At 46.9% G+C, this 22,237-nt stretch carries 27 protein-coding genes; 24 read left to right on the plus strand and 3 right to left on the minus strand.

All coding sequences use genetic code 11. From position 1 onward, the window contains the following. Window positions 1-146 precede the first annotated feature (146 nt). From ilvA to BM056_RS16955, 4 genes are all read left to right on the plus strand, one after another. Window positions 147-1,376 carry a threonine ammonia-lyase gene (gene ilvA, locus BM056_RS16940; protein WP_092472594.1) on the plus strand — a complete coding sequence of 410 codons (1,230 nt, stop codon included), beginning with the start codon at window positions 147-149 and terminating at the stop codon, window positions 1,374-1,376. Between the two features lie 102 nt (window positions 1,377-1,478). Further along, complete coding sequence (spoVG, locus tag BM056_RS16945; protein WP_092472595.1) at window positions 1,479-1,733, plus strand: septation regulator SpoVG; 255 nt, start codon at window positions 1,479-1,481, stop codon at window positions 1,731-1,733. A gap of 169 nt (window positions 1,734-1,902) precedes the next feature. Then, window positions 1,903-3,276 carry a bifunctional UDP-N-acetylglucosamine diphosphorylase/glucosamine-1-phosphate N-acetyltransferase GlmU gene (gene glmU, locus BM056_RS16950; protein WP_092472596.1) on the plus strand — a complete coding sequence of 458 codons (1,374 nt, stop codon included), beginning with the start codon at window positions 1,903-1,905 and terminating at the stop codon, window positions 3,274-3,276. Window positions 3,277-3,297: 21 nt separating this feature from the next. After that, the gene (locus BM056_RS16955) at window positions 3,298-4,242 is read left to right on the plus strand and encodes a ribose-phosphate diphosphokinase (RefSeq protein WP_092472597.1); all 945 of its coding nucleotides are present in this window, start codon (window positions 3,298-3,300) and stop codon (window positions 4,240-4,242) included. A 27-nt stretch (window positions 4,243-4,269) separates the two neighbouring features. Here BM056_RS16955 and BM056_RS16960 read toward each other — a convergent pair whose 3' ends face one another. Then, a complete protein-coding gene (locus BM056_RS16960; protein ID WP_092472598.1) occupies window positions 4,270-4,968 on the minus strand; it encodes a PRC-barrel domain-containing protein in 699 nt (232 codons plus the stop codon). 137 nt (window positions 4,969-5,105) lie between these two features. Here BM056_RS16960 and BM056_RS16965 point away from each other — a divergent pair, with 137 nt between their 5' ends. From BM056_RS16965 to spoVT, 8 genes are all read left to right on the plus strand, one after another. Then, entirely contained in the window at window positions 5,106-5,735 is a 630-nt protein-coding gene (locus tag BM056_RS16965) for a 50S ribosomal protein L25 (protein WP_092472599.1), read from the plus strand. Window positions 5,736-5,810: 75 nt separating this feature from the next. Further along, on the plus strand, window positions 5,811-6,134 hold the full coding sequence (locus BM056_RS16970) for a hypothetical protein (protein WP_092472600.1): 324 nt from the start codon (window positions 5,811-5,813) through the stop codon (window positions 6,132-6,134). A 96-nt stretch (window positions 6,135-6,230) separates the two neighbouring features. Further along, window positions 6,231-6,797 (plus strand): aminoacyl-tRNA hydrolase, encoded by a 567-nt coding sequence (gene pth, locus BM056_RS16975; protein WP_238456519.1) that lies wholly within the window; start codon window positions 6,231-6,233, stop codon window positions 6,795-6,797. 40 nt (window positions 6,798-6,837) lie between these two features. Further along, entirely contained in the window at window positions 6,838-7,236 is a 399-nt protein-coding gene (locus BM056_RS16980) for a hypothetical protein (protein ID WP_092472602.1), read from the plus strand. 23 nt (window positions 7,237-7,259) lie between these two features. Then, entirely contained in the window at window positions 7,260-7,493 is a 234-nt protein-coding gene (locus tag BM056_RS16985; RefSeq protein ID WP_092472603.1) for an anti-sigma-F factor Fin, read from the plus strand. A gap of 99 nt (window positions 7,494-7,592) precedes the next feature. Next, on the plus strand, window positions 7,593-11,105 hold the full coding sequence (gene mfd, locus BM056_RS16990) for a transcription-repair coupling factor (protein ID WP_092472605.1): 3,513 nt from the start codon (window positions 7,593-7,595) through the stop codon (window positions 11,103-11,105). Between the two features lie 237 nt (window positions 11,106-11,342). Further along, window positions 11,343-12,383, plus strand: a complete 1,041-nt coding sequence (locus BM056_RS16995; protein WP_165613575.1) for a peptidylprolyl isomerase — start codon at window positions 11,343-11,345, stop codon at window positions 12,381-12,383. 133 nt (window positions 12,384-12,516) lie between these two features. Beyond that, window positions 12,517-13,077: a stage V sporulation protein T gene (spoVT, locus tag BM056_RS17000; protein ID WP_092472609.1), complete on the plus strand. Its 561-nt coding sequence runs from the start codon at window positions 12,517-12,519 to the stop codon at window positions 13,075-13,077. A 28-nt stretch (window positions 13,078-13,105) separates the two neighbouring features. On the opposite strand, the gene BM056_RS17005 is transcribed toward spoVT, so the two are convergent. Continuing rightward, window positions 13,106-14,053: a methyl-accepting chemotaxis protein gene (locus BM056_RS17005; protein ID WP_092472611.1), complete on the minus strand. Its 948-nt coding sequence runs from the start codon at window positions 14,051-14,053 to the stop codon at window positions 13,106-13,108. A 178-nt stretch (window positions 14,054-14,231) separates the two neighbouring features. On the opposite strand from BM056_RS17005, the gene yabN reads away from it, so the two are divergent. The 7 genes from yabN (at window position 14,232) to yabQ (ending at window position 18,892) form a co-directional block, all read left to right on the plus strand. After that, window positions 14,232-15,713: a bifunctional methyltransferase/pyrophosphohydrolase YabN gene (gene yabN, locus BM056_RS17010; protein ID WP_092472613.1), complete on the plus strand. Its 1,482-nt coding sequence runs from the start codon at window positions 14,232-14,234 to the stop codon at window positions 15,711-15,713. A gap of 99 nt (window positions 15,714-15,812) precedes the next feature. Next, window positions 15,813-16,085, plus strand: a complete 273-nt coding sequence (locus BM056_RS17015; protein ID WP_092472615.1) for an HU family DNA-binding protein — start codon at window positions 15,813-15,815, stop codon at window positions 16,083-16,085. Window positions 16,086-16,111: 26 nt separating this feature from the next. Then, window positions 16,112-16,372, plus strand: coding sequence for an RNA-binding S4 domain-containing protein (locus BM056_RS17020; RefSeq protein ID WP_092472617.1), 261 nt, complete (start codon window positions 16,112-16,114; stop codon window positions 16,370-16,372). Between the two features lie 157 nt (window positions 16,373-16,529). Continuing rightward, window positions 16,530-16,814 carry a hypothetical protein gene (locus BM056_RS17025; protein ID WP_092472619.1) on the plus strand — a complete coding sequence of 95 codons (285 nt, stop codon included), beginning with the start codon at window positions 16,530-16,532 and terminating at the stop codon, window positions 16,812-16,814. Between the two features lie 118 nt (window positions 16,815-16,932). Then, the gene (locus BM056_RS17030; RefSeq protein ID WP_092472621.1) at window positions 16,933-17,886 is read left to right on the plus strand and encodes a SpoIID/LytB domain-containing protein; all 954 of its coding nucleotides are present in this window, start codon (window positions 16,933-16,935) and stop codon (window positions 17,884-17,886) included. Window positions 17,887-18,000: 114 nt separating this feature from the next. Further along, window positions 18,001-18,288 carry a YabP/YqfC family sporulation protein gene (locus BM056_RS17035; protein ID WP_337833519.1) on the plus strand — a complete coding sequence of 96 codons (288 nt, stop codon included), beginning with the start codon at window positions 18,001-18,003 and terminating at the stop codon, window positions 18,286-18,288. Window positions 18,289-18,331: 43 nt separating this feature from the next. Beyond that, entirely contained in the window at window positions 18,332-18,892 is a 561-nt protein-coding gene (yabQ, locus tag BM056_RS17040; protein WP_092472625.1) for a spore cortex biosynthesis protein YabQ, read from the plus strand. Window positions 18,893-18,917: 25 nt separating this feature from the next. Here the strand turns inward: yabQ and BM056_RS17045 are convergent, their stop codons facing one another. Beyond that, a complete protein-coding gene (locus BM056_RS17045) occupies window positions 18,918-19,556 on the minus strand; it encodes a stage II sporulation protein R (RefSeq protein WP_165613576.1) in 639 nt (212 codons plus the stop codon). A gap of 133 nt (window positions 19,557-19,689) precedes the next feature. Between BM056_RS17045 and BM056_RS17050 the strand changes: the two genes are divergently transcribed. The 5 genes from BM056_RS17050 to BM056_RS17070 all read left to right on the plus strand — a co-directional run bounded on the left by BM056_RS17050 (window position 19,690) and on the right by BM056_RS17070 (window position 22,200). Then, the gene (locus BM056_RS17050; protein ID WP_174549972.1) at window positions 19,690-19,974 is read left to right on the plus strand and encodes a transcriptional regulator; all 285 of its coding nucleotides are present in this window, start codon (window positions 19,690-19,692) and stop codon (window positions 19,972-19,974) included. Window positions 19,975-20,205: 231 nt separating this feature from the next. After that, window positions 20,206-20,430, plus strand: a complete 225-nt coding sequence (locus BM056_RS17055) for a helix-turn-helix transcriptional regulator (protein ID WP_092472629.1) — start codon at window positions 20,206-20,208, stop codon at window positions 20,428-20,430. Between the two features lie 7 nt (window positions 20,431-20,437). Continuing rightward, the gene (locus BM056_RS17060; RefSeq protein ID WP_238456511.1) at window positions 20,438-20,833 is read left to right on the plus strand and encodes an FtsB family cell division protein; all 396 of its coding nucleotides are present in this window, start codon (window positions 20,438-20,440) and stop codon (window positions 20,831-20,833) included. A 74-nt stretch (window positions 20,834-20,907) separates the two neighbouring features. Then, window positions 20,908-21,285 (plus strand): S1 RNA-binding domain-containing protein, encoded by a 378-nt coding sequence (locus tag BM056_RS17065; RefSeq protein ID WP_092472631.1) that lies wholly within the window; start codon window positions 20,908-20,910, stop codon window positions 21,283-21,285. Between the two features lie 51 nt (window positions 21,286-21,336). After that, on the plus strand, window positions 21,337-22,200 hold the full coding sequence (locus tag BM056_RS17070) for a Ppx/GppA phosphatase family protein (protein ID WP_092472633.1): 864 nt from the start codon (window positions 21,337-21,339) through the stop codon (window positions 22,198-22,200). Window positions 22,201-22,237: the final 37 nt, after the last annotated feature.

A 22,237-nucleotide genomic window follows, 5' to 3' on the forward strand; every position in this document is an offset into this window, starting at 1 on the left:
TGAAATATTAGGCAGGGGCGGACGACCTGTCCGCCCACGTTTTTTGGATCGTGATTTAATTTGCCCCGGTTATTTATGAGACGCGGGGTTTATGTATTTTTGGGCTAAAGGTGGGGGAAAATAGTGGAAAATAAGCGAAGCGGAGGATGGGACTGATGTCCCTGACCATTGCCGAAATTAAAGAAGCGGCCGGGGTATTAAAGGGAGTAATTTACACCACTCCCGTCGATTATTCGCGCACTTTTAGCGGGCTGACAGGCAGTAACGTTTATTTTAAAACAGAAAATGTTCAAAAAACAGGCTCGTTTAAAATAAGAGGGGCGTATTATAAAATTTCCCGGCTGGCCAAAGAACAGTGGGATAAAGGGGTAATTACCGCCTCGGCGGGCAATCACGGTCAGGGTGTTGCTTATGCTGCAGCTAAAGCAGGCATCAACGCTACAGTGGTAATGCCTGCCAATGCACCAATAGCCAAGGTAGAGGCTACCAGGGACTATGGAGCGGTAACTGTACTGGCGGGCAAGGGGTATGATGATGCCTATGCCCGGGCCATGGAGCTGCAGAACCAAACCGGGGCGATATTTGTACACGGATTTGATGATCCCGATATTATAGCCGGGCAGGGTACCGTTGGCTTGGAGATACTTGAACAATTGCCGGAAACCGATGCTATAGTGGTACCGGTTGGCGGCGGCGGACTGATTGCGGGGGTGGCGCTTGCCGTTAAGTCGCTGCGCCCTGAGGTGAAAATAATCGGGGTACAGTCAGAGGCTGCGCCGGCAATGTTTTTAAGCCATCAGTCAAAATGCTGGCAGGAAATGCATGGCCAGGTCTGTACGCTGGCGGATGGTATTGCTGTGCGCCGGCCGGGCCGGCTTAATTTTGACCTGCTTTGCCGCTATGTTGATGAAATGGTGACAGTGGAAGATGAGGAAATTGCCCGGGCAATTACCATGTTGCTGGAGCGGTCTAAAATGGTGGTGGAGGGCGCGGGCGCCGTGGGCCTGGCCGCCCTGCTGCAACAACGGATAGTCATGCCCGGCAAGAATGTTGTGGTGGTGCTAAGCGGCGGCAATATTGATATTAACGCTGTTTCTATTTTAATTGAACGGGGTTTGCTCAGGTCCGGACGCAGAGTATACCTGAGAGCGATTGTAGATGACCGCCCGGGGACATTGCAAAACTTACTGGAGGCAATAGCGGATTTACAGGCTAATATTATTTCGGTAAGCCACGACAGGGTCGACCCCCGGGTGCCTTTAAAAAAAGCTGAAGTAAAATTACTTTTGGAAACGCGTAATGATCTACATATCATGGAAATTACCAATTTATTAAAAGAAAAAGGCTATAAAATAATTAGTGAAAAAAATTTTTAGGAAAGTTTTTCTAAATTTTTTGGAAATTTGCAGGAATTTTCGATTGCATAGAGAAAAATATGCAAAATCAGGCATATTTGGATAGCGGAAGGTGGTGAGTAAATGATTGTTACCGACGTGAGAGTGCGTAAAGTACTCACTGAAGGTAAAATGAAGGCTATTGTATCGGTAACCTTGGATGATATGTTTGTCATTCATGATGTTAAGGTGGTGGAAGGCCAGAACGGCCTGTTCGTAGCCATGCCAAGTCGAAAGACACCTGACGGGGAGTTTAGAGATATAGCTCACCCCATTAATTCTTCGGCCCGGGAAATAATACAAAATGCGGTACTTGAAGCATACTCAAGTGCCATTTAAGAGAGCGTCAGCTCTCTTTTTATGTATGTACGGCAGGAGGTGGTAGCGCGTCCCACCATTGGGACGCGCTACCTGTCCCCCTGTCCCACCCCGCACCCCGAAAATAAGCAGGGAATAATAATATTATGTTGAATAAGAATTAGGTATGAATATTTCAGGGGGTTTTTTAATGCAGTTAGCTGCTGTGATACTTGCCGCCGGGAAGGGGACCCGGATGAAATCCCAACTGCCCAAAGTAATGCACCGTGTTGGCGGGAGGCCAATGGTGGAACATGTGCTTTTATCCGTTAAAAAGGTAGGAGCGCAAAAAACCGTGCTGGTATTGGGTCACCAGGGTGAACTTATTGCCAATTTGGTGGGAGACAGGGCAGAAATTGCTTATCAGTATGAACAATTGGGTACTGCCCATGCATTGATGCAAACGCAAGGCCTTCTTGGTAATTATAAAGGAGATATACTTGTTTTATGCGGGGATACTCCTTTAGTTCGTCCGGAAACTCTTAATGAGCTTTACCGGCAGCATATCAAGCAGGGAAACTCTGCCACTGTTCTTACCGCAATTCTTTCCGATCCCCAAGGTTACGGAAGAATAATTCGCAATACTGAAGGTGGACTGGAAAAAATTGTGGAGCAAAAAGACGGTAAGCCCGCGGAGCTTGCGGTTAAAGAAATTAACACGGGGATTTACTGTTTTTGTTCCAATGGTTTGTTTGAAGCGCTGGCGGCTGTGGATGCCAACAATGCCCAGGGAGAGTATTACCTTACAGATATAATCCAATACTATGCCCGGGAGGGTAAAAAGGTTGGCGCGGTGGTTGTTGATGATCCGGAAGAGATTTCCGGTATTAACGATCGCATTCAATTAGCTGCAGTAGAAGGGCTATTGCGCCGCCGGATTCTGGAGCGGTTGATGCTGACAGGTGTTACTGTAGTTGATCCTATTTCTACATTTATTGATGATTCAGTGGAAATTGGACCAGATTCAGTTATTTATCCGTATACATTCATAGAAGGAAAATCGAAGATTGGCGAGAATTGTATTATTGGTCCTTCTGCTCGCGTGGTAAATTCAAGTATTGGATCCGGGGTAACAGTTCAAAATTCTATTATTCTGGAAAGCAGCGTAGCGGATGGCTGCAATATTGGGCCTTTTGCCTACATCCGGCCCGGTTGTAAACTGGAATCCCAGGTTAAAGTCGGGGACTTTGTGGAATTGAAAAACGTTCGGATAGGTCAGGGCAGCAAAGTGCCTCACCTGAGCTATGTGGGCGATGCCGAAGTCGGTTCGGGAGCTAATATTGGCGCCGGTACAATTACATGCAATTATGATGGGGAGAAAAAGTCTTTAACTGTAATCGGGGATAACGCGTTTATAGGCAGCAACACTAATTTAGTGGCTCCAGTTGTGGTTGGCCGGGAAGCGTATACGGGCGCAGGTTCCACCATAACCCGGGATGTGCCGTCCGGAGCACTGGGGGTGGCCCGGGGTAAACAAAAAAATATTGACAACTGGGCTGCAAAAAGAAAAAGTGGCGATCAATAATTTTTGGAGGTAAGCTAAGAAATGTCATCGCGACAACGGCTGAAAATTTTTACTGGTAACGCCAACCCTGCTTTGGCGGAAGAAATAGCCCATTACCTGGGTGTTTCGGTTGGGGCGGCCAAAGTCACCCGCTTCAGTGATGGAGAGATTCAGGTTAGAATAAATGAAAGTGTCAGAGGTGCTGATGTTTTTATCATTCAGCCCACGTCGGAACCCGTCAACGAGCATTTAATGGAGCTGCTGGTAATGGTTGACGCCGTACGCAGGGCATCGGCACGGAGAATTACGGCCGTTATGCCATATTACGGCTATGCCCGGCAGGACCGCAAAACCAGGGCCCGCGATCCCGTTACCGCCAAGTTGGTGGCAAATTTATTATACGCCAGCGGTACCAGGCGGGTTATTACAATGGATTTGCATGCAGGGCAAATCCAGGGTTTTTTTGATATACCCGTAGATCACCTGCCCGGTGTACCGCTGATAGCTCAATATTTTCTCCAGCAGCAATTAAATGATGTTGTCGTGGTGAGTCCTGATTTAGGCGGAGTGCAGCGTGCCAGGGATTTGGCTGAAAGAATCGGCGCCCCCCTGGCCATAATCGATAAGAGACGCCCGGAGCCCAATGTGGCCGAAATTATGAATATCATCGGAAGCGTTCAAGGTAAAAAAGTAATCATGATTGATGATATTATCGATACCGCCGGCACCATCACCCAGGGGGCGGCTGCATTGAAAAAGTGGGGCGCGGAAGAAATTTATGTCTGCTGCACACATCCTGTGCTTAGCGGTCCGGCGGTGGAACGGCTGGCCGGGGCGCCAATAAAAGAAGTTTTGGTGACAAATACGATTGCCTTACCGCAAATTAAAATAGTTAATAACCTAAAAATATTATCGGTAGCACCGTTGCTTGGGGAGGCTATCATCCGGGTCCATGAGGACCTGTCGGTGAGCAAACTGTTTGATTGAGGTCCGGCATCCCGATTAAGCATCAGGTTATTCCTTGGGCGGTTCCTCTTTGTTAGCATCATCCTGAGGCGCATGGTCATCTTTATTCCGTTTTAATCGTGAAATTGATCTGGTTACATTTGAGCCCAGGTTTGATCCAATACTTTTGCTTTTTTGTACCGTGGCTTCCAATAGCTTGCCGGTGGATTCCTTTACGTCCTGCAATCTATCGTGCAGTCCGCCGTCAAGCTTGACCGCTTTTTCCATGGCTTCATCTGTACATACAATCATTTCCTTACCGATGGTAAGCACGTGATCTATGTCCAGGAAAGCAGATCCGCTATAAACGCCGCTTAGATAACCGCCCCCGAATTCCATGCCTACAATATCACCTGAAGCAAGATTGACGTAATAATCGTCCACCTGGCCAAGCATGGTGCCGTTTTCTGTTATTATGCGAACGCCGTTGATATTGTTTTTTTCTTTAACCAGGCCGATTATTTCCGATAGGCTGTTGCCTTTTTGAACTATGGCACTGTGATTTACGGTTACGGCGTCATCGCCGACACTGTGTATTTTCCCGTAGGGAATAAATTTTTGATCGTTAAACCAGCCCTTTTGGTCAACGGCCAGGGCTATTACCTTTTTGGAGGCGGGGTTGACAATCAGCCCCTTAATTAGCCCTATTTGGGTACCTTCTTCCAGGCTTATTACAGGCAAGTTAAGAAATTGTTTGCTTTTACGCATGGTAAACCCCCCTTTGCGTTCTTAAGAAAAGGGACACGACGAAGTAATGTCCCCGATAGGTATTAATTATTGTTATGATAGTAATTTGTTTGATATAACTATAAACAGGGAATATTATCCCAAAGGAGGTCACATATATGGAAAATGTAAGTTTGCAGGTTAATTATCGCACGAAAACCGGTAAGTCGTATCGTAAGGAATTAACCCGCCGGGGCATGGTTCCCGGGGTCATATACGGTAAGGAGGTTGGCGACGGCGGCGGCAGTATCCCGGTAGAAGTGGAATTTAAGCCACTAAAAAACATCCTGTCTAATGCTAAAAATTCTATTATTGATCTAACTGTTCAGGGCGGCGATGCGCCAGAGAATTTCAAGGTATTAATCAAAGACATGCAGCATGACCCGATTAAGAGGATGATCTGGAATATAGATTTTCATCAAATTTCAATGAAAGAATCAATTACCACCTCTATAGCTATAACATTCAATGGAGAGGTCAAAACAGGCATACCCCAGCATGGCATCAGGGAACTGCAAATTTCATGTCTGGCTGCGAATATTCCATCGGAAATAGCGGTTGATTTGGATAGTTTGAATGCAGGTGACACTGTGGCTGTTAAGGATATCAATGTTCCAGACGATGTTACTGTTTTAGATGATCCTGAGGCGTTAATTGTTACTGTGCTGGCGGAGCGCAAGGCGGAAGAGCCTGCTGCTGAACCGGCGGATGCCAATGAAGGTGCGGCGGCGGGGGCCACGGAAGAATAAATCTGTTGCCTGTTAACAGTTCCTCCTTAATTTGCATAATATGGGTGCAACATGATGTTTAAGGAGGAGATTCTTATGGCTGATGCCACTGGAGCAGGGGGGTACTATCCACCCGGGGGAGGTTATGGCCCCGGCTACGGCCCTGGTTGCGGAATGTCACTTTGTGATAGGCTCCAAGGGTGTGTTGGCAGAGTTATCACCGTTTATGTCGGTGAAGAAAATGTGCCCGTAGCAGGTACGCTGCATGCTGTGGGATCAAACTTTTTGGAAATTCACCGGACAACGCCGGAAAATACTGTTCATGAGGCAGTTATTATTCCTCTGCCGGCGGTAGCATCGGTGGTAATTCCTTTGCAGCAGCCCATGACGATGTCATCATCAGCGGCACCGGGGAAATAATTCCCACACAATAACCTGGTTGAGCCCCCTTCCCTTCATATGGGGAGGGGGTTTTTACAGCCGGGGCAAGGCAGAGGTGAATTAAAATTGAAACTGGTGGTGGGCCTGGGAAATCCCGGGAGGCAATATGCCCAATCAAGGCATAATACCGGCTTTATGGCCGTTGACGTGATCGCGGACCAACTGGGGATAAAATTGGACAAAACTTTTATGCGAGCCATTGTGGGACAGGGTTTGCATAAAGGGGAAAAAATAATATTGGCCAAGCCTCAAACATATATGAATTTGAGTGGTGAGGCTGTGGTCAAATTACTCAACTGGTATAAATTAAGCGCGGGCGATATGACGGTAATTTATGATGAGATGGATCTTGAACCGGGTAAAATCAAAGTGCGACAACGCGGTGGGGACGGTGGCCACCGTGGACTGGCGTCAATAATCAATTTACTGGGAACCGGTGATTTCAACAGGCTGCGCATCGGCATCGGCCGGCCTGCGGAGAAAGGGCCGGATGTTGTAAACTGGGTATTGGGGCGCCCAAACCCCGAGGATACCGGCGCCATCAACCGGGCTTTGGAAAACGTGCCTGAAGTGCTTTGGGAAATCGTTGAACATGGTGTCGGGGCGGCTATGAATAAGTATAACGGAATGGCTGCGGTATAAGCTTTCTTTAGGGTGTCAATACTAAAAGTAGGAGTCAGAAGTGTATTACCTCATTTCAGGTTTTTTTTCCGCACTGGCGGCAAGGGTTGTACTGGGAGCAATCACTGTCTCCGGCAGCTCACGCTTGATGATTGTTGTATTGGCGCCCATAGTGGAAGAAACAGCGAAAACAGGGTCGGCTCTGCTTTTTAATGCAGGCATATTCTATACCCACGTGGTTTTTGGCGGTGTAGAACTGGTTATGGATACCCTGCGCCGCCGGGGCGTTTGGCCCGGGTTGGCGGCATTAGCGCTGCATAGCATATTGGGGTTGGTAACCCAATGGCTTTACCTCCTTTACGGATCGCCGGCCCTGGCCTTGACAGTGGCTGTGCTGCTGCACGCGGCCTGGAATTATACTGTAGTGGTACTGCTGGGTCCAAACCCTAAAAAAAGGTAAAAAATCAAATACTGGAGCTAACCATGAGAACATACTATATTTGTGAATGCTGTGATTGTGTGTTCAAGACAACTGAATCGGATTCCAATTTGGAACAATCTGGTATAGGCAGCTTGACGGGGCATGAGGCCGGGGGTATAATGATGGAAGAAAATGAAAGAAATAATGCTTTTATTACTGGCCTTTGTGAAGAATGCCGTGAGGAGATATACGGAACCGATGACCGGATAGCGTATTCTTATCATGGTTTGAATTAAAAAGGAGTCAGGAGTTGGAATGAGAGAATAAAAGGTAATCGGAGCTTTAGCCCGACAGCGCTAAAGCTCTTTTTGTGATGCCTTTTTTATGGTGGTGCAATGAAAGGTTTACTGTCCCGAATTATTAATACAACAGAATATGCCGGACTGGTTAAGGCTTTTAATACCGGACGCAATCAACAGCAGGTTTTTGGGCTGACCGGCGCCCAGCGAAACCTGTTAATAGCAGCACTGGTGGAAGATTTTAATCCTGCCGCCCTGGTGATAACAAACAGTGAAATTGAAGCAGGGCAGGTTTCCGACGACCTGGCCTCACTGCTGCCCCGGGTTCGGGTGGAACAACTTCCGGTGTATGAACTATTGCCTTACCAGGTGCTTGCCCACGGTAAGGAGGTTATTTCCCGCCGTTTAAGCATTATGGAAGCCCTTTGCCGTAATGAGCCGCTGGTTGTTGTGGCGCCGGTGGAGGCCCTGATGCGCAGGCTGACGCCACCTGACGTTTTTAAATCGGTTGTTGTGGATATTGCTGTGGGAGACCGCCTGGAGACGGAGGAACTGGTCCGCCGCCTGCTTGTTATGGGCTATGAAAGAGTTGACCTGGTGGAAAACGCCGGGCATTTTAGTGTGCGTGGCGGTATCGTCGATATTTATCCTATGACCTGGGAAACGCCCGTAAGATTGGAATTCTTTGACGACGAGGTGGATTCTATCAGGCTTTTTGAAGTGGGCTCCCAGCGGTCGGAGAGGAAGATATATCAATGTTCTGTTTACCCGGCCAGGGAATTTATCATTCCTCCGGAAAAATGGCCCATGGGCAGGAGCGCGGTAAAGGCGGATTTCAGAATCCAGCAGCGTAAGCTGGCCAGATCGGGCGATGCCGCAGCACTGCAGTTTTTTGAAGAACATTATGGGCACCAGCTGGAAATGCTGGATAACGGAGTATATTTTCAGGGGTTGGAGCCTTTTGTTCCTTATTTCTATCCCCGGGCCTCAACCCTGATTGATTATTTGCCGGCCAGCGTTCCTGTTTACATTGACGAACCCCAAAAAGTTAAAGAAGTAGTACAAAGCATACAGCGCGAGCGGAGTGAAACATACGCGGACCTACTTACCAGGGGTAAGATTTTGCCCGGCCAGCTCAAAGGCTACATTGATTGGGACGCCTTATACGAGGGCATTGGATCAAGGCGAACCGCGTATTTTACTTTTATGCCCCGCCAATCGCCCTTTATCCGGCCGCAGAATATAGTCAACCTTACCGCCAAGTCGATGCATAGCTTTCTTGGCCATACTGAAATGCTGGCGGAGGAAATTAAACAGTGGCGGCGCAACGGCAATGCCGTAGTCATGCTGGTAACCGGACAGGATAGGGGCAGGCACTTGCTTGACGCTCTAAGGGACGAAAAAATTGACGTGTTTTATGTAAGCAATCTGGACCAGGAGGTTAAGCCTTCAAACGCAGTGATTTGTCATGGGCAGTTATCCAACGGTTTTGAATTGGTTAACGCCCGGCTGGTGGTTATTACCGAAGGCGAGATTTTCGGACAAAGACGGCGCAAACGCCGGGAGCAGCCCCGCGAAGGGAACCGGATGGAACCCTTCACCGATCTTAAGGTCGGGGACTATGTAGTTCACGTTAATCACGGAATCGGCCGCTATCAGGGCATAGTGCCGCTGGATATAGGGGGCATCCGCAAAGAATATTTGTTAATTAAATATTCCGGTGAGGATAAGCTTTATGTGCCAACGGACCAGGTGTCATTGCTGCAAAAGTATCTTGGCGCCGAGGTCGACGCCCCGCGGCTGTCAAGGTTGGGCGGCGCGGAGTGGAGCAGGGTCAAGAGCCGGGTACGGGAAGCGGTAAGGGATATGGCCCAGGAATTACTGGCCCTTTACGCGGCCCGTGAAACGGTCTATGGCTATGCTTTCGGCGCAGACACGGTTTGGCAAAAGGAATTTGAGGATGCTTTCCCCTATGAGGAAACTGCGGACCAGGTAAAGGCAATAGAAGAAGTTAAACGTGATATGGAAGGCAAGCGGCCCATGGACCGGCTGCTTTGCGGTGATGTGGGCTACGGAAAAACGGAAGTGGCTTTACGCGCGGCTTTTAAAGCGGTGATGGAGAGCAAGCAGGTGGCTGTGCTGGTCCCTACAACCATCCTGGCTCAACAGCATTACAATACCTTTAGGGAACGCTTTTCCGGATACCCGGTAAGGGTGGAAATGCTGAGCAGGTTCCGGTCACCCCGTGAACAGCGCGCCATCATCAAGGATCTGAAGGAAGGGCGGGTTGATATAGTCATTGGAACCCACCGCCTGGTGCAGGAAGACGTTCTTTTTAAGGATCTGGGCCTGCTGGTGGTGGATGAGGAGCAAAGATTCGGCGTGGCCCACAAAGAAAAATTAAAAAGAATGCGCACCAATGTGGATGTGATTACATTGACTGCCACACCCATACCCCGGACATTGCATATGTCTCTGGTGGGCGTCCGCGATACCAGTTTGCTGGAAACACCTCCGGAAAACAGGTTTCCTGTTCAAACTTACGTGCTGGAAGAAGACCCGGTTTTGATCAGGGAAGCGATACGCCGGGAACTGGGGCGCGGCGGACAGGTTTTTTTCGTGCATAACAGGGTCAGTGACCTGGATACTATTGCCCTGTGGCTTAAATCGCTGGTGCCTGAGGCGAGGATCATATGCGCCCACGGGCAGATGCGGGAAGAGGAATTGGAACAAATAATGCTCGATTTCATTGACGGCGAATATGACATGCTTGTCTGCACTACCATTATTGAAAGCGGCCTGGATATCCCCAATGTAAATACGCTGATTGTCAAAGACGCCAATAATTTTGGCCTGGCGCAGCTCTACCAGCTGCGCGGCAGGGTCGGGCGGGCCAACCGGCTGGCGTATGCCTATCTTACCTTTCGTAAGGACCGGGTTTTAAACGAAGTGGCCGAAAAAAGATTGTCTGCCATCCGGGAATTTACTGAACTGGGTTCAGGCTACAAAGTGGCTATGCGTGACCTGGAGATCAGAGGCGCGGGCAATTTGCTGGGTGCGGAACAGCATGGCCACATTGCAGCGGTTGGTTTTGACCTATATTGCAGGCTTTTGGAAGAAGCTGTTCAGGAAGCAAGGGGCCAGAAGACAGAGCAGCCTGTGGAGACGGTGGTGGAACTGCCTGTTGAAGCATACATTCCTGAGGAGTATATTACTGATACCAATCAAAAGGTAGAACTTTACAGGCGAATTGCCGCCCTGAAAAAACCGGAAGAGGTTCCGGACCTGGAGGAGGAACTGGTTGACCGCTTTGGAGATTTGCCCCGGCAGGTGCAAAACCTGCTGAAGGTTGCCCGGATACGGGTTACGGCAGGCAGCTTGAAAATAAAATCTATCAGCAGGCAGCAGGGTTTTTACCGAATGGTATTTGCTTTCAACCATAACCTTACCGGTGATAAGTTAGTCAGGGTCGGGGAGAATTATGGGAATAAAGTGAAATTTAATAATACCGAAGAAGAGTTTGAAATTCGGTTAAAATACAGAGAAGCCGGGAGGACAATTGAAAGGCAGTTGGTTGATCTGGAACGGTTTTTAATGGATATTAAGTGAGGAGTCAGTAGACAGGAGACAGAATGGAGAACAGTTTATCGTCTTGGTGTATTTTAGGATTCTGACTACTGACTACTGAATTCTGAATACTTTAACCGGTAATTATAGTTTGTTGCTGTAGGTGTTTATTTGCTATATAATTGAATGAGTTGCTGCCACCGCAGGTGACGGTATTAATTAAAAATCATTGTAGGGCGGACGACTCGGTCCGCCCGGTGATTATTGGGAGGAGATAATTTGCGTAAAAATATTTTTATTCTGGGATTGTTTATCATACTGGCTTCCACGATCCTCTGGGGTTGCGGAAGTAAAAACGTGGTGGCATCGGTTAACGGTGAAGATATTACCGTTCAAGAGCTGGACGAGCAGGTTGCCCTGATGAAAACAAATCTCGAGCAGCAGGGCTTCAGCTTTGAGGGGGACCAGGGTAAAGAATTGGAGCAAATGCTCCGCCAAAACCTTGTGGACCAGATGATCGACCAGAAGCTGGTGTTGCAGGATGCCGAAAAGAAGGGCATGATGCCCAGTGACAAGGAAGTCCAAGACCAAATTGACGAAATCAAAAAGCAGCTGGGCACCGAAGCTGATTTTAAAAAGTATTTAGCTGCCAACGGGGTCAATGAGACTAAATTAAATGATCTGTTCAGACAGCAGCTGGCCATGAACAATTTGCAGGAAAAAATAGTGTCTGAAGTTCCAGAGCCCACTGATGAGCAAATTAAAGCATACTATGAGCAAAATAAAACACAGTTCAGCCAGCCGGAGCAAAGACAGGTCAGTCACATTTTAATCGGTGTGGGTGATTATTCGAACGGCCAAAAACGTTCTGAAGTTGATGCCAAGGTGCTGGCCCTGCAAGTAGTCCAGAAAATCAAGGCCGGGGAAGATTTTGCCGAGCTGGCCAAAAAATATAGTGATGACCAGGGCAGTAAAGATAACGGCGGCCAATATCCGGCCTTTAGCAAAGGCAGTGGTTTTGTAGAGGAATTTGAAGATACCGCCTTTAACCTGAAACAAGGGGAGTATACTGTGGAGCCGGTTAAAACTACGTTTGGTTACCACATCATCCGCCTGGACGAAATTATTCCGGCTAAAACCCAGACACTGGAAGAGTCCAAAGACAGTATCATTTCTTCTCTGAACCAGGATGCGGTTAACCAAAAAACGGACGAATACCTGAAAAGCTTGCGGGATAAAGCTAAAATTGTAAACAATGTTGAAAAGGATCAGCCCGAACAGGCTGATAAAGATGACAAAGATGATTCGACAAAAAAATAACTGATTTTGGTTAAGTTGAAAATATTTTTTTGCTATTGGAAAAAAATGAATAATTCCTTTCCTCCGGTTATATACTAACATAGAAGGTTTTTAGTCGTGATTATCTTCAGGTAAAGGAGGGAAGGGGCGGCTGATGAAAGCAACCGGTATTGTGCGACGTATAGACGATCTTGGCAGGGTGGTTATTCCAAAGGAGATAAGAAGAACGCTTAGAATCCGGGAAGGCGACCCCTTGGAAATCTTTGTTGACCGGGAAGGCGAAGTAATTTTAAAAAAATACTCTCCCATAGGTGAACTGGGTGATTTCGCCAAGGAATACGCTGATTCATTACACGAGGCTCTGGGCCATATTGCCTGTATAGCCGATCGGGATACCATTATTGCCGTTTCCGGTGCACCCAAAAAAGAATTTTTAAATAGACCAATCAGTACTGCCGTAGAAAAAGTAATGGAAGAGCGCAAGGCGGTAATAATCAATAATCCTGGCAAAGACCCCTATTGTAAGGAATGTTTGATTACGGAGGACGGTGAATGCAAATATTCGGCGGAAGTCATAGCTCCGATAATATCTGAGGGAGATCCTATCGGGGCGGTGATTCTGGCTTCTCGGGAGAACGATTTGATGATGGGAGAATTGGAATTGAAACTGGCTGAAACTGCGGCAGGGTTTCTGGCTAAACAAATGGAACAATAAAAACAGCCCCCAATGGGCTGTTTTTATATTACTTAAACAACGTCTGCATTTTTTGTTCCAATTTGCCGTTTGCCACAACAACGGCTTTTTCATAATTGTTGATCATTTGATTGGTATCCATAATGACGTCCGTTAAATTTTGCAGCGCGCCGGACATTTGCGCCAGTTCCTGGGAAAGGTTTTGGATTCTGTTTTGAATATCCTGCAGCCGTTTTCCGGTGTTGGCGGTAGCCTCTTTGGTTTTATCGCTCATTTTTTGAATCTCCCCGGCAACAACAGAAAATCCTCTGCCGTGTTCTCCCGCGTGAGCGGCTTCAATGGTGGCATTGATGCCTAAAATAGTGGTTTTGCTGGCGATGTCGTTAATTAACCCGGTTACATTGGATATTTCATTGCTGGTGGAAGCAACCTCCGCCGAGTAGTTGCTGATATTTTGCACAATGGCAGACAACTGCCGGCTGTTGGCGGAAACATCGGTGATTTTCTCGGAAATACCGGTGACAATTTGCTGGAGAGGTTCCAGCGCTTCCCGGATAAATTCCGTACTTTGTTCAAATCTTATCCGGATAAATATCCCCCGGATATCTCCCCTTTCCCCTATAACCGGTACTCCGGCCATAATGTAAGGCGTTGCGAATCTTTCATCAGTATAAGTTTTCGTTACGGGCTGCCCGGTGCTCAGTACTTGATCGGGTACACTACCGGGTATTATTTTGTCTCCCAACCCAAATATTGCTCCTTTGACACTGTCCTCACACCAGACCACCTGGTTTTGATCAAACAAGTAAAGACCGACACCGGGGTTGAGCGATGCCTTAAAAAAGGGCATGGCTGCTTTAATGCGGTCAATTATTGTTTCTTCGTTAATCAGCTTATCAATTGCCTGACCTTCATCTCCAACTGTTAATTGTTCATTTGGCATTGCCAATTGTTCCCCGGGCACCGGATTGATTGTTTTCTTGATTAAGCCAAACACTTTCAATCCCCTCCAGAATGTTTTTTAAGCGATGTTTCATAAAAACAAACATTGGATAAATCTTGCCAAAAACCTTTTTTAAAACTATTGATTTTGTTATTGTTAAAGGAAATCAGTAAAATTTGTGGTAATTGGTAAGGATAACAGTAAGAGATTGCCTAGCAGGAGGTTCTTTAAATTGGCGGGAACGATCACCGTAGTTGGTTTGGGACCGGGCGGTAAGGATGCACTGCCTCAGGCCAACATTAATGCTTTAAAAAATGCGTCCAAATTATACTTGCGCACGGAAATACACCCTGTTGTTGATTGGATCAAAGAACAAAGCATATTATTCGAATCCTTTGATAAATATTATCAAAAGGCCGGAAGTTTTGAAGAGGTTTACCGGCTGATCGCCGATGATATTATCGCTGCCGCTGATTCCTGTCCGGTGGTGTATGCCGTTCCAGGGCACCCGCTGGTGGCGGAGACAGCGGTTGGATTGATCTTGCAAGAGTCGGACCGCAGGGGGATTAAAGTTAATATTGTACCGGCTATGAGTTTTTTAGACGCTATCTATGCATTGTTAAGGATAGATCCGGTGCAGGGTATGCAAATTGCGGACTGCTTACAGCCTGATCAATTGAGCTTGAACCCGAAGACTGCTGCGGTGGTTGTTCAGGTATACAACCGTCTGGTAGCGTCGGACTTAAAACTTACTTTGCTGGATATCTACCCTGCCGGTCACGCAGTGTTTTTGGTGCGGGCTGCAGGTGTTCCCGGCCGGGAAATGGTTGAGCAATTGCCGCTTTATACTGTTGACCGTGTTGATTGGATTGATCATCTTACCAGCTTGTATATTCCCCCTGTTGATGCTGATTTGTACAAGGGCGCAAGCCGGTATCCACTGGACGAACTGGTGGAAATAATGGATAAGCTGCGTGGAAAAAACGGCTGCCCGTGGGATCGTGAACAGGACCACCATACCCTGACTCCTTACCTGCTGGAGGAAACATATGAGGTGCTGGAAGCCATTCAGCAGGAAGATATGTATAAAATATGTGAAGAATTGGGAGACTTATTACTACAAATTGTCTTTCATGCCCAGATAGCAAAAGAGAAAGAAATATTCGACATCAATGATGTGGTTGACGGCATCAGCCAGAAAATGATCCGCCGCCATCCCCATGTTTTTGGCGATATCAGCGTTAAGAACAGCGCTGAAGTGCTGGTTAACTGGGATAAAATTAAAAAAACCGAAAAGGATGGTGATACCGGTCATAATCAATCTATACTCGACGGGGTGCCCTGCGGGTTACCGTCCCTGTCTCGTTCGTTAAAAGTACAGGCGAAGGCTGCGCGGGTAGGTTTTGACTGGCCTGATTTCAGGGGCGCTCTGGACAAGGTTAAGGAAGAGCTCAGAGAATGGGAGGAGGCGCTGGATAGTGGCATCCGGGAAGATATTGAAAATGAGGCGGGAGATGTCCTGTTCGCGGTGGTAAACACCGCCAGACTGGCTGGTATTGATCCTGAAGTTGCTCTTTTAGCTTCCATAGGTAAATTTACCCGGCGTTTTAAATACATTGAACAGAGTGCTTCCTTAATGAACAAAAATTTGGCTGAAATGTCATTAGAAGAAATGGACAGACTATGGAACGAGAAAAAAAAAGATGAAAAATAGAAAAAATGTAGGAAAAATTTACTGTTTAGAAGGAACTTGAAGTTAGATAGCGAATAGTTTAGAGCATGTTACCACGTTTAATTTTTGAGGGGGGTATCCATGAACAAAGCAGAACTGATTGCCAGTGTGGCAGAAAAGGCAGAACTGACCAAAAAGGACGCAGAAAAAGCTGTTGGGGCATTTTTAGCAAGTATTGAAGAAGCCCTCATAAACGGTGATAAGGTCCAATTGGTTGGGTTCGGGACTTTTGAAGTAAGGGAGCGGGCCGCCCGCAAAGGCCGCAATCCGCAAACCGGTGAGGAAATAGATATTGCAGCGGCTAAGGTGCCGGTGTTTAAAGCCGGTAAAGCTTTGCGCGAAGCCATTTCCTAAATTAACAGATAAGGTAGAGGCATTTTTTGAGATTAGACAAGTTTTTAAAAGTATCCCGTATAATTAAACGCCGTACTCTGGCTAAGGAAGTATGTGACCGGCAGCAGGTAATGGTTAACGGCAGAATCGCTAAGGCCGGAACAGTTGTTGAGACCGGTGATGTGATTGAAATTTCATTGGGTCAGCGACGGGTTAAGGTCAGGATTGCTGAAGTGCGGGAAACAATTCCTGCAAGCCAGGCCAAAGATTTGTATGAATTAATTGAAGATTTTAGGTTGAAGGAATAAGTAAGGTCCCAAGGGGCCTTTTTTATTTTGTTTAAAAAGCATTTACGAGTATATGACAGCAAGACTATTTAAGACTTAGAAATACCATTATATTTTAAATATTTGACGTTTGACCTAATATGGTAACATTAACAATAAATGGATTGGGGGACTGGTAATGTTACCTTCAGGTCATAATTATCAAAAGCTGGGTGATGTCTGGGCTGTATTACCACGGTTAAACCTGATTCATAAGCGAGGGCGAAAATTAACCGGGTGGTTAATTGATAAGTTTGGCTGCTTAATGGCGGTTTACGTTAATTGCCGTGTAAATTTTCCGGATTCCCTTCCCCTGGCGGCTTGCCCTGGCTTGGAAGTGCCATCGTACGCCGGAGGACTTCGCTGTGAAGGTGCGGCGCGTTTAAAAGGAGTGCTGAACTACTTTACCAGGGGGCCTGACTAGCAGAAAATGAAAAAGGGGTTGGGAACGGACGGCCCTGCCTACCGTCCGAGAATGTCCCCAGTTATAGAATAATTTGCAACCTCCCCACAAAAGATATAGAAAAATAATAGCGGGAGGGATGGTTTTGCGGTATATCAAAATTATAGCGGCGTTAGTAGTTGTTTTGGGGCTGTTATGGGCATGCAACTTCGGCCCCCAGCGCAAACCTTTGGAACGTGTTCCAGGTGCGCCCGACAAAGAGCCGACAATTAGTCTTTATGTCAACGATAAAGGCACCAAGGAGAATATTAAGTTGGAAGATTACCTGGCCGGTGTGGTGGCCGCGGAAATGGAACCTACCTGGCCAATAAACGCATTAGCTGCCCAGGCTATTGTTGCCCGGACATTCACCATGGAGAATATCCAGGCAGGGCGGGTTAAAGAGTTGCATGGGACAGATGCATCCACCAGCGTTGAGGAATTTCAAGCTTACGACCCTTCCCGTATCAATGATAACGTGCGCAAAGCAGTTAAAATGACCCGGGGCAAGGTTATTACTTATCAAAACAGCTATATCAAGGGATGGTTTTCAGCCTGCGACGGTGGCATTTCCGCCTCAGCCCAGGAGGGGCTTGGGTACAATAAAGAGCCCACAAAGTATATTAAGGCTGGTGCGCGGGACGGTTGCCTGGCGGTAACCGTACCGGAAAACAGAGACTGGCATGCTGAAATACCATTGGATCGCGTGCGTGAGGCAGTCAGAAAAATCAATGGAACTGATCCTGGTAACGTTAATGCGGTAAAGATAACTGAAAGGGGGCCTTCAGGAAGAGTCACCAAATTTCAAATTGGCTCTGCAACAGTTAGCGGCCCTGAGTTAAGACTTGCCCTTGGCAGCGAACAAGTTCGTTCCACACTTATTTCCCGCGCTGAAGTTCAAGGGAATAATCTATTACTTGTGGGGAACGGGTTCGGTCATGGAGTTGGGTTATGCCAGTGGGGCAGCCAAAAAATGGCCAACGAAGGGAAAGACCCTGAGGAGATAATTAAATTTTATTTTAGGGACGTTAAAATACAGAAACTATGGGATTAACAGATATTTAGGTTTAAGGTGGTCCTGACGGGACCACCTTTTTGCATATTCCCGGCTAAACGGCATAGATATGATATGAAAGGTTACCCGTATTCGGGCCGGGAGGTGAAACTGGTGGTGGAACAAAAGCAGGAATACAGCAACCGGTTGACCCTTACCGAAAGGAGCCACCTGGTGGTTCAAGGAGTAGAGCATGTTGGGAAATTTAACGAAAGGGAAATTAACCTTGATACTAACTTGGGATTTTTGGTGCTGAGAGGTGAGGGGTTACATATCACTAATCTAGACCTGGAAACAAAAAATATGGTCGTCGAAGGCCGGATATTTGCTCTTGAATTTTTTGAACGGAAAAGTGGCAAGGGTGTAAGGGGTAAAGGAATGCTGGATAGAATTTTTAAATAACCACCGGGTGGTGCGCCGCACGGCATAACTGGAGGTAGTAGGTGTGACGGAGACGGTAACCAACCAGTTTATGGTGTTTTTTTATACAATTTTGACCGGAATTCTGGCCGGTCTTTTCTATGATGTATATGCCGGGCTGGGACAGGTGCTCAGATTAAGAAAAGTCGGGGTCCTGGTGGGCGATATTATTTTTTGGCTGCTGCTTACCCCTGCAGTATATGCTTTGCTGCTTTATTTCAATCAAGGTGAAGTAAGGTTTTTTATTTTGATTGGGTTTGTTCTGGGTACAGGTAGTTATTTTTTTATTTCCAAACGCACGGTAAGGGGCTTGATTGTTGATATTATTAAGCAGGTAATCAAATTTTTCCGGTTGGCTGCCATGGTTTTTTGCTGGACAGCAATGGTGGCGGTGTTCCCATTCAAGGTACTGTACATGGCGGTAGTCTTTCCTTTCAGAATGCTGGGCGCGGGGATGGGATTAGCCGCCCGGGGCGCCGGGGCCGGGCTCAGGTTTATCATACCGGCGCCGGTTAAAAGGCTGATTAAAAAAGTGGTTGGTAAAGCTGTCAACTTGCTGAAAAAAATAAAAAAGCCAAGGCCATAAAAAAGCCGTCCGTATCGGACGGCTTCTAATCTTTATGAAACAAGGAGCTAAAAAGTTCGGCGGCCTTAATCTTGTATTCAATTTTGGGCTTTACGTTATCATACTGTTCTGCAGCTTGCTTTTCCGCGGCTGTGGCTGCCGCAATCGATGCTGACGGTGTGGATTTGGCCAGGTCCACAAAACAGAGGGGCGGATAAAGCACACACCACCAGTTGGCTCCCTGGCCATCCCCAATAATAACCCGGACTGCTTCATATTTTCCGGGGGGAAGGGTGAGCTGACTTACCTGTCCGGATTCTTTTTCAATTGTATATGTTTTAGCCGGGAACTGAAATGTTCCCCGCACAACCTTTACCGGGTAATTAAAACCCTGACGTTTAATTTCATCTGCGGCCGCCATTGCTATTTTCTCCGCGCTGCTGTCAGCAATTGCACGGGCTTCCTCAATGCTGTTCGCTTTGCCGAAATCGTCCCTTGTTGCCAAGACAATGCGATCTTTAACCTGGTATTTCAACTGCTGATCATAAAAAGTGTTACTGTTGGCAATCACGTGGAGCCGTATTAAACCCGACGGTACGGTGTTGCATCGTATATAGCTGATAAAAGCACAGCTTGCAGCGGTCATAAGAATTAATAATAATGCAATATGTTTTAGCTTACGCAATGACATCACCTGCTTTTTAGTTAATTAGTAATATTGTTCCCATAAATTTCTTAAATAAACACGTAAAAAATTTGCTTAATGGCTTATTAATTAAGAAAAAAAAGTCAAAAATAGATAAAAAGGAGGAATACAAATGATAGGAACTACTACATTGGCGGATTACCTGGTAAAGGCCGGTGAAAGACTCCCCGAGGAAGCTAACAGGGTTTTAGAGGCACTAATTAACGAAGGTAATATGAATAAAGAGGATCTTTCACTACTCTCCAGAGTTAAAAGAGCTGTTTTGGATCATGTAATCATGCAGTTGTATGCCTTGGGCCTGGTAGATGTGTCAACAGAAGGTAAAAGTAAAATCTGCAGTCTGACCAAGCTTGGTGAGGAATACCTGGTCCTGGTGGACGAAAAGAAAGCCGGTTAATCCAATGACCGGCTTTCTTTTTTTAAAGAAAAAAGTTTTCGGCCTGGCAGGAAATATTATAGTTTTGTAGAAGGTTTGTACACAGTTTGTAGTTAAAATGTAAATTACATAGGAGACAGAAGTCAGGAGTCAGTAAAAAGTATAAAAGAATGGTTTATCGTTACATAATATCCTGACTCCTGAATGCTTATATAATTTGGATGCTAACCTGGTTGGCCGGGGTGGGCTAAATTGAAAATTGAAATCAGAGGTGTTGAAAAGCTCAGCTTTCGGGAACGGCAAGTTGTTGCTTTAAAGGAATCGGGTTATTCCAACGACCGGGTGGCCAAACAACTGGGATTAAGCGCCAGTACAGTGGCTACGCTTTATGGCCGGGCACGTTCCAAGGGCTACGAGGTGGTCATTGTAATTCCCGCTGCAAGTCTGGGCCTGTTTGGGCTTGACGAAGAGGAGTGAAAACAAAGTGGCAGGTGCGCCAAATTCAGGACTTAAAAACGTGGTAAATATAAAAGATGAGCCAGAGATTCGGCGCCGCAGAGTTTTCCGGCCTGACCGCAGTAAGCTGCCGTTAGTGATTGTTGCGTTGCTATTAGTATATATATCTTTTTCACTCGTGACGCGCTTTGACCAGCTTCATGCCATGCAGAACGACCTTGACGCCATACAAAAAGAGATTGCGGAAATACGAGACAAGAACCAGGGACTGCAAAAACAAATTGAACGCCTGCAATCGGACGCTTACGTTGAGCAGGTAGCCAGAGAGAAATTAGGACTGGTTAAACCCGGTGAGGCCAGAATCGTACCTGTACAGCCCGAGGGGTCTGATGCCTCAACTAATGTTCCCGATGTTCGGGATTAAACACTGCTTGACACATGGTGTGGCTTTGATATAATTAATCAAGGTCTTTCAATGTAGGAGGAACTATTTCCGATATGCCAGTCCAACTGGGAGAAATTATAGAAGGCAAAGTCACCGGCATTACAAGTTTCGGAGCTTTCGTTGAACTACCTGACGGGAAAACGGGCCTGGTACATATTTCCGAAATTGCTGAGGAATACGTCAAGGATATCAATGACTTTTTAAAAGTTAATGATATGGTTAAAGTAAAGGTAATATCCGTTGATCCCAAAGGTAAAATCGGGCTTTCAATAAAACAAACAATTGAACGAAGGCGAAAGCCTGCAAGGCCACAAGTATCCTTTGAGGAAAAGTTGTCGCGTTTTTTAAAGGACAGTGATGAGCGGCTGCAAAGTTTGCGCCGCAACACGGAGTCGAAGCGGGGTGGCCGGGGTTCAAGCAGAAAAAGCTAAGGCGAAGCATTCTGGCAAAGAATGCTTTTTTCTATGCGGGGGTGATAGCTTATGTTAGCTGCGGCTATTGATGTGGGAAGTAATTCTACCCGTTTGCTGGTTGCGGATGTACAGGAGGGCCAAGTAGTGCCCATTGTTACGGATATGAGAACAACGAGACTGGGACAGGGCTTCATGGAAGGCCGGTTGCTGGAAGAGGCTATGTCCAGGACGATTGCTGCTATTGAAGACTTTGTCCGCTGTTCTTATGAGCACGGGGTGAATAAAATTTATATTGCTGCCACCAGTGCGGTTAGGGATGCCCAAAACAGCCGTGAATTTGCCGATGCGGTTTATTCGTCAACAGGGATAGAACTGAGGGTACTGTCGGGCACCGAGGAGGCCAGGTTAAGTTACGAGGGGGCTATAGCAGGAACAGATAGCGGTGAGGGCATAACCGTGGTTGACATTGGCGGAGGCAGCACGGAATTCACCTGGGTCAGCAGCGGGCGCCCCCGATCCGTCAGTGTTAATGCCGGTGCAGTTCGGATGACCGAATGGGGTTGTGGTCAGGAACAAGTTGAAGCTGTGCTTAAAGAAGCTATAGAGGCTGTTAAGCCGGATTGCCATGGTGATGTTGTAGGAGTAGGCGGTACGGTGACAACACTGGCTGCCATGGCGCAAGTATTGCGTGTTTATGACCGGGAAAAAGTACACGGGTATAAATTGACTTTGAACATGGTTAAACAGATTTATCATCATTTGATTGGTCTCCCGGTGGAAGCCAGGAAGCGGTTGCCCGGGTTGCAGCCTGAGCGAGCTGACATTATACCGGCCGGGACGTTGATATTAAGCAAGATACTGCGCGGGCTTGAAAAAGAGTATGTGGTGGTAAGCGAGGCCGATATTCTGTACGGTCTGGTGATGCAGGGCTAATGCCGAAAAATGTCGTAATAAAAATGGTATTAAATTC

It is taken from the genome of Desulfotruncus arcticus DSM 17038 (assembly GCF_900113335.1).
GTDB lineage: Bacteria > Bacillota > Desulfotomaculia > Desulfotomaculales > Desulfallaceae > Desulfotruncus > Desulfotruncus arcticus.

Excerpts from the sequence above, each read along its gene's own strand:
- BM056_RS17030 (WP_092472621.1), top strand. The coding sequence starts at position 16,933 with ATGGTTTTGCGGTATATCAAAATTATAGCGGCGTTAGTAGTTGTTTTG.
- BM056_RS17025 (WP_092472619.1), top strand. The coding sequence starts at position 16,530 with ATGTTACCTTCAGGTCATAATTATCAAAAGCTGGGTGATGTCTGGGCT.
- BM056_RS17070 (WP_092472633.1), top strand. The coding sequence starts at position 21,337 with ATGTTAGCTGCGGCTATTGATGTGGGAAGTAATTCTACCCGTTTGCTG.
- BM056_RS17065 (WP_092472631.1), top strand. The coding sequence starts at position 20,908 with ATGCCAGTCCAACTGGGAGAAATTATAGAAGGCAAAGTCACCGGCATT.
- BM056_RS17050 (WP_174549972.1), top strand. The coding sequence starts at position 19,690 with ATGATAGGAACTACTACATTGGCGGATTACCTGGTAAAGGCCGGTGAA.
- BM056_RS16965 (WP_092472599.1), top strand. The coding sequence starts at position 5,106 with ATGGAAAATGTAAGTTTGCAGGTTAATTATCGCACGAAAACCGGTAAG.
- spoVT (WP_092472609.1), top strand. The coding sequence starts at position 12,517 with ATGAAAGCAACCGGTATTGTGCGACGTATAGACGATCTTGGCAGGGTG.
- BM056_RS17015 (WP_092472615.1), top strand. The coding sequence starts at position 15,813 with ATGAACAAAGCAGAACTGATTGCCAGTGTGGCAGAAAAGGCAGAACTG.
- BM056_RS16955 (WP_092472597.1), top strand. The coding sequence starts at position 3,298 with ATGTCATCGCGACAACGGCTGAAAATTTTTACTGGTAACGCCAACCCT.
- spoVG (WP_092472595.1), top strand. The coding sequence starts at position 1,479 with ATGATTGTTACCGACGTGAGAGTGCGTAAAGTACTCACTGAAGGTAAA.
- BM056_RS16970 (WP_092472600.1), top strand. The coding sequence starts at position 5,811 with ATGGCTGATGCCACTGGAGCAGGGGGGTACTATCCACCCGGGGGAGGT.
- BM056_RS16985 (WP_092472603.1), top strand. The coding sequence starts at position 7,260 with ATGAGAACATACTATATTTGTGAATGCTGTGATTGTGTGTTCAAGACA.
- glmU (WP_092472596.1), top strand. The coding sequence starts at position 1,903 with ATGCAGTTAGCTGCTGTGATACTTGCCGCCGGGAAGGGGACCCGGATG.
- BM056_RS16960 (WP_092472598.1), bottom strand. The coding sequence starts at position 4,968 with ATGCGTAAAAGCAAACAATTTCTTAACTTGCCTGTAATAAGCCTGGAA.
- ilvA (WP_092472594.1), top strand. The coding sequence starts at position 147 with ATGGGACTGATGTCCCTGACCATTGCCGAAATTAAAGAAGCGGCCGGG.
- mfd (WP_092472605.1), top strand. The coding sequence starts at position 7,593 with ATGAAAGGTTTACTGTCCCGAATTATTAATACAACAGAATATGCCGGA.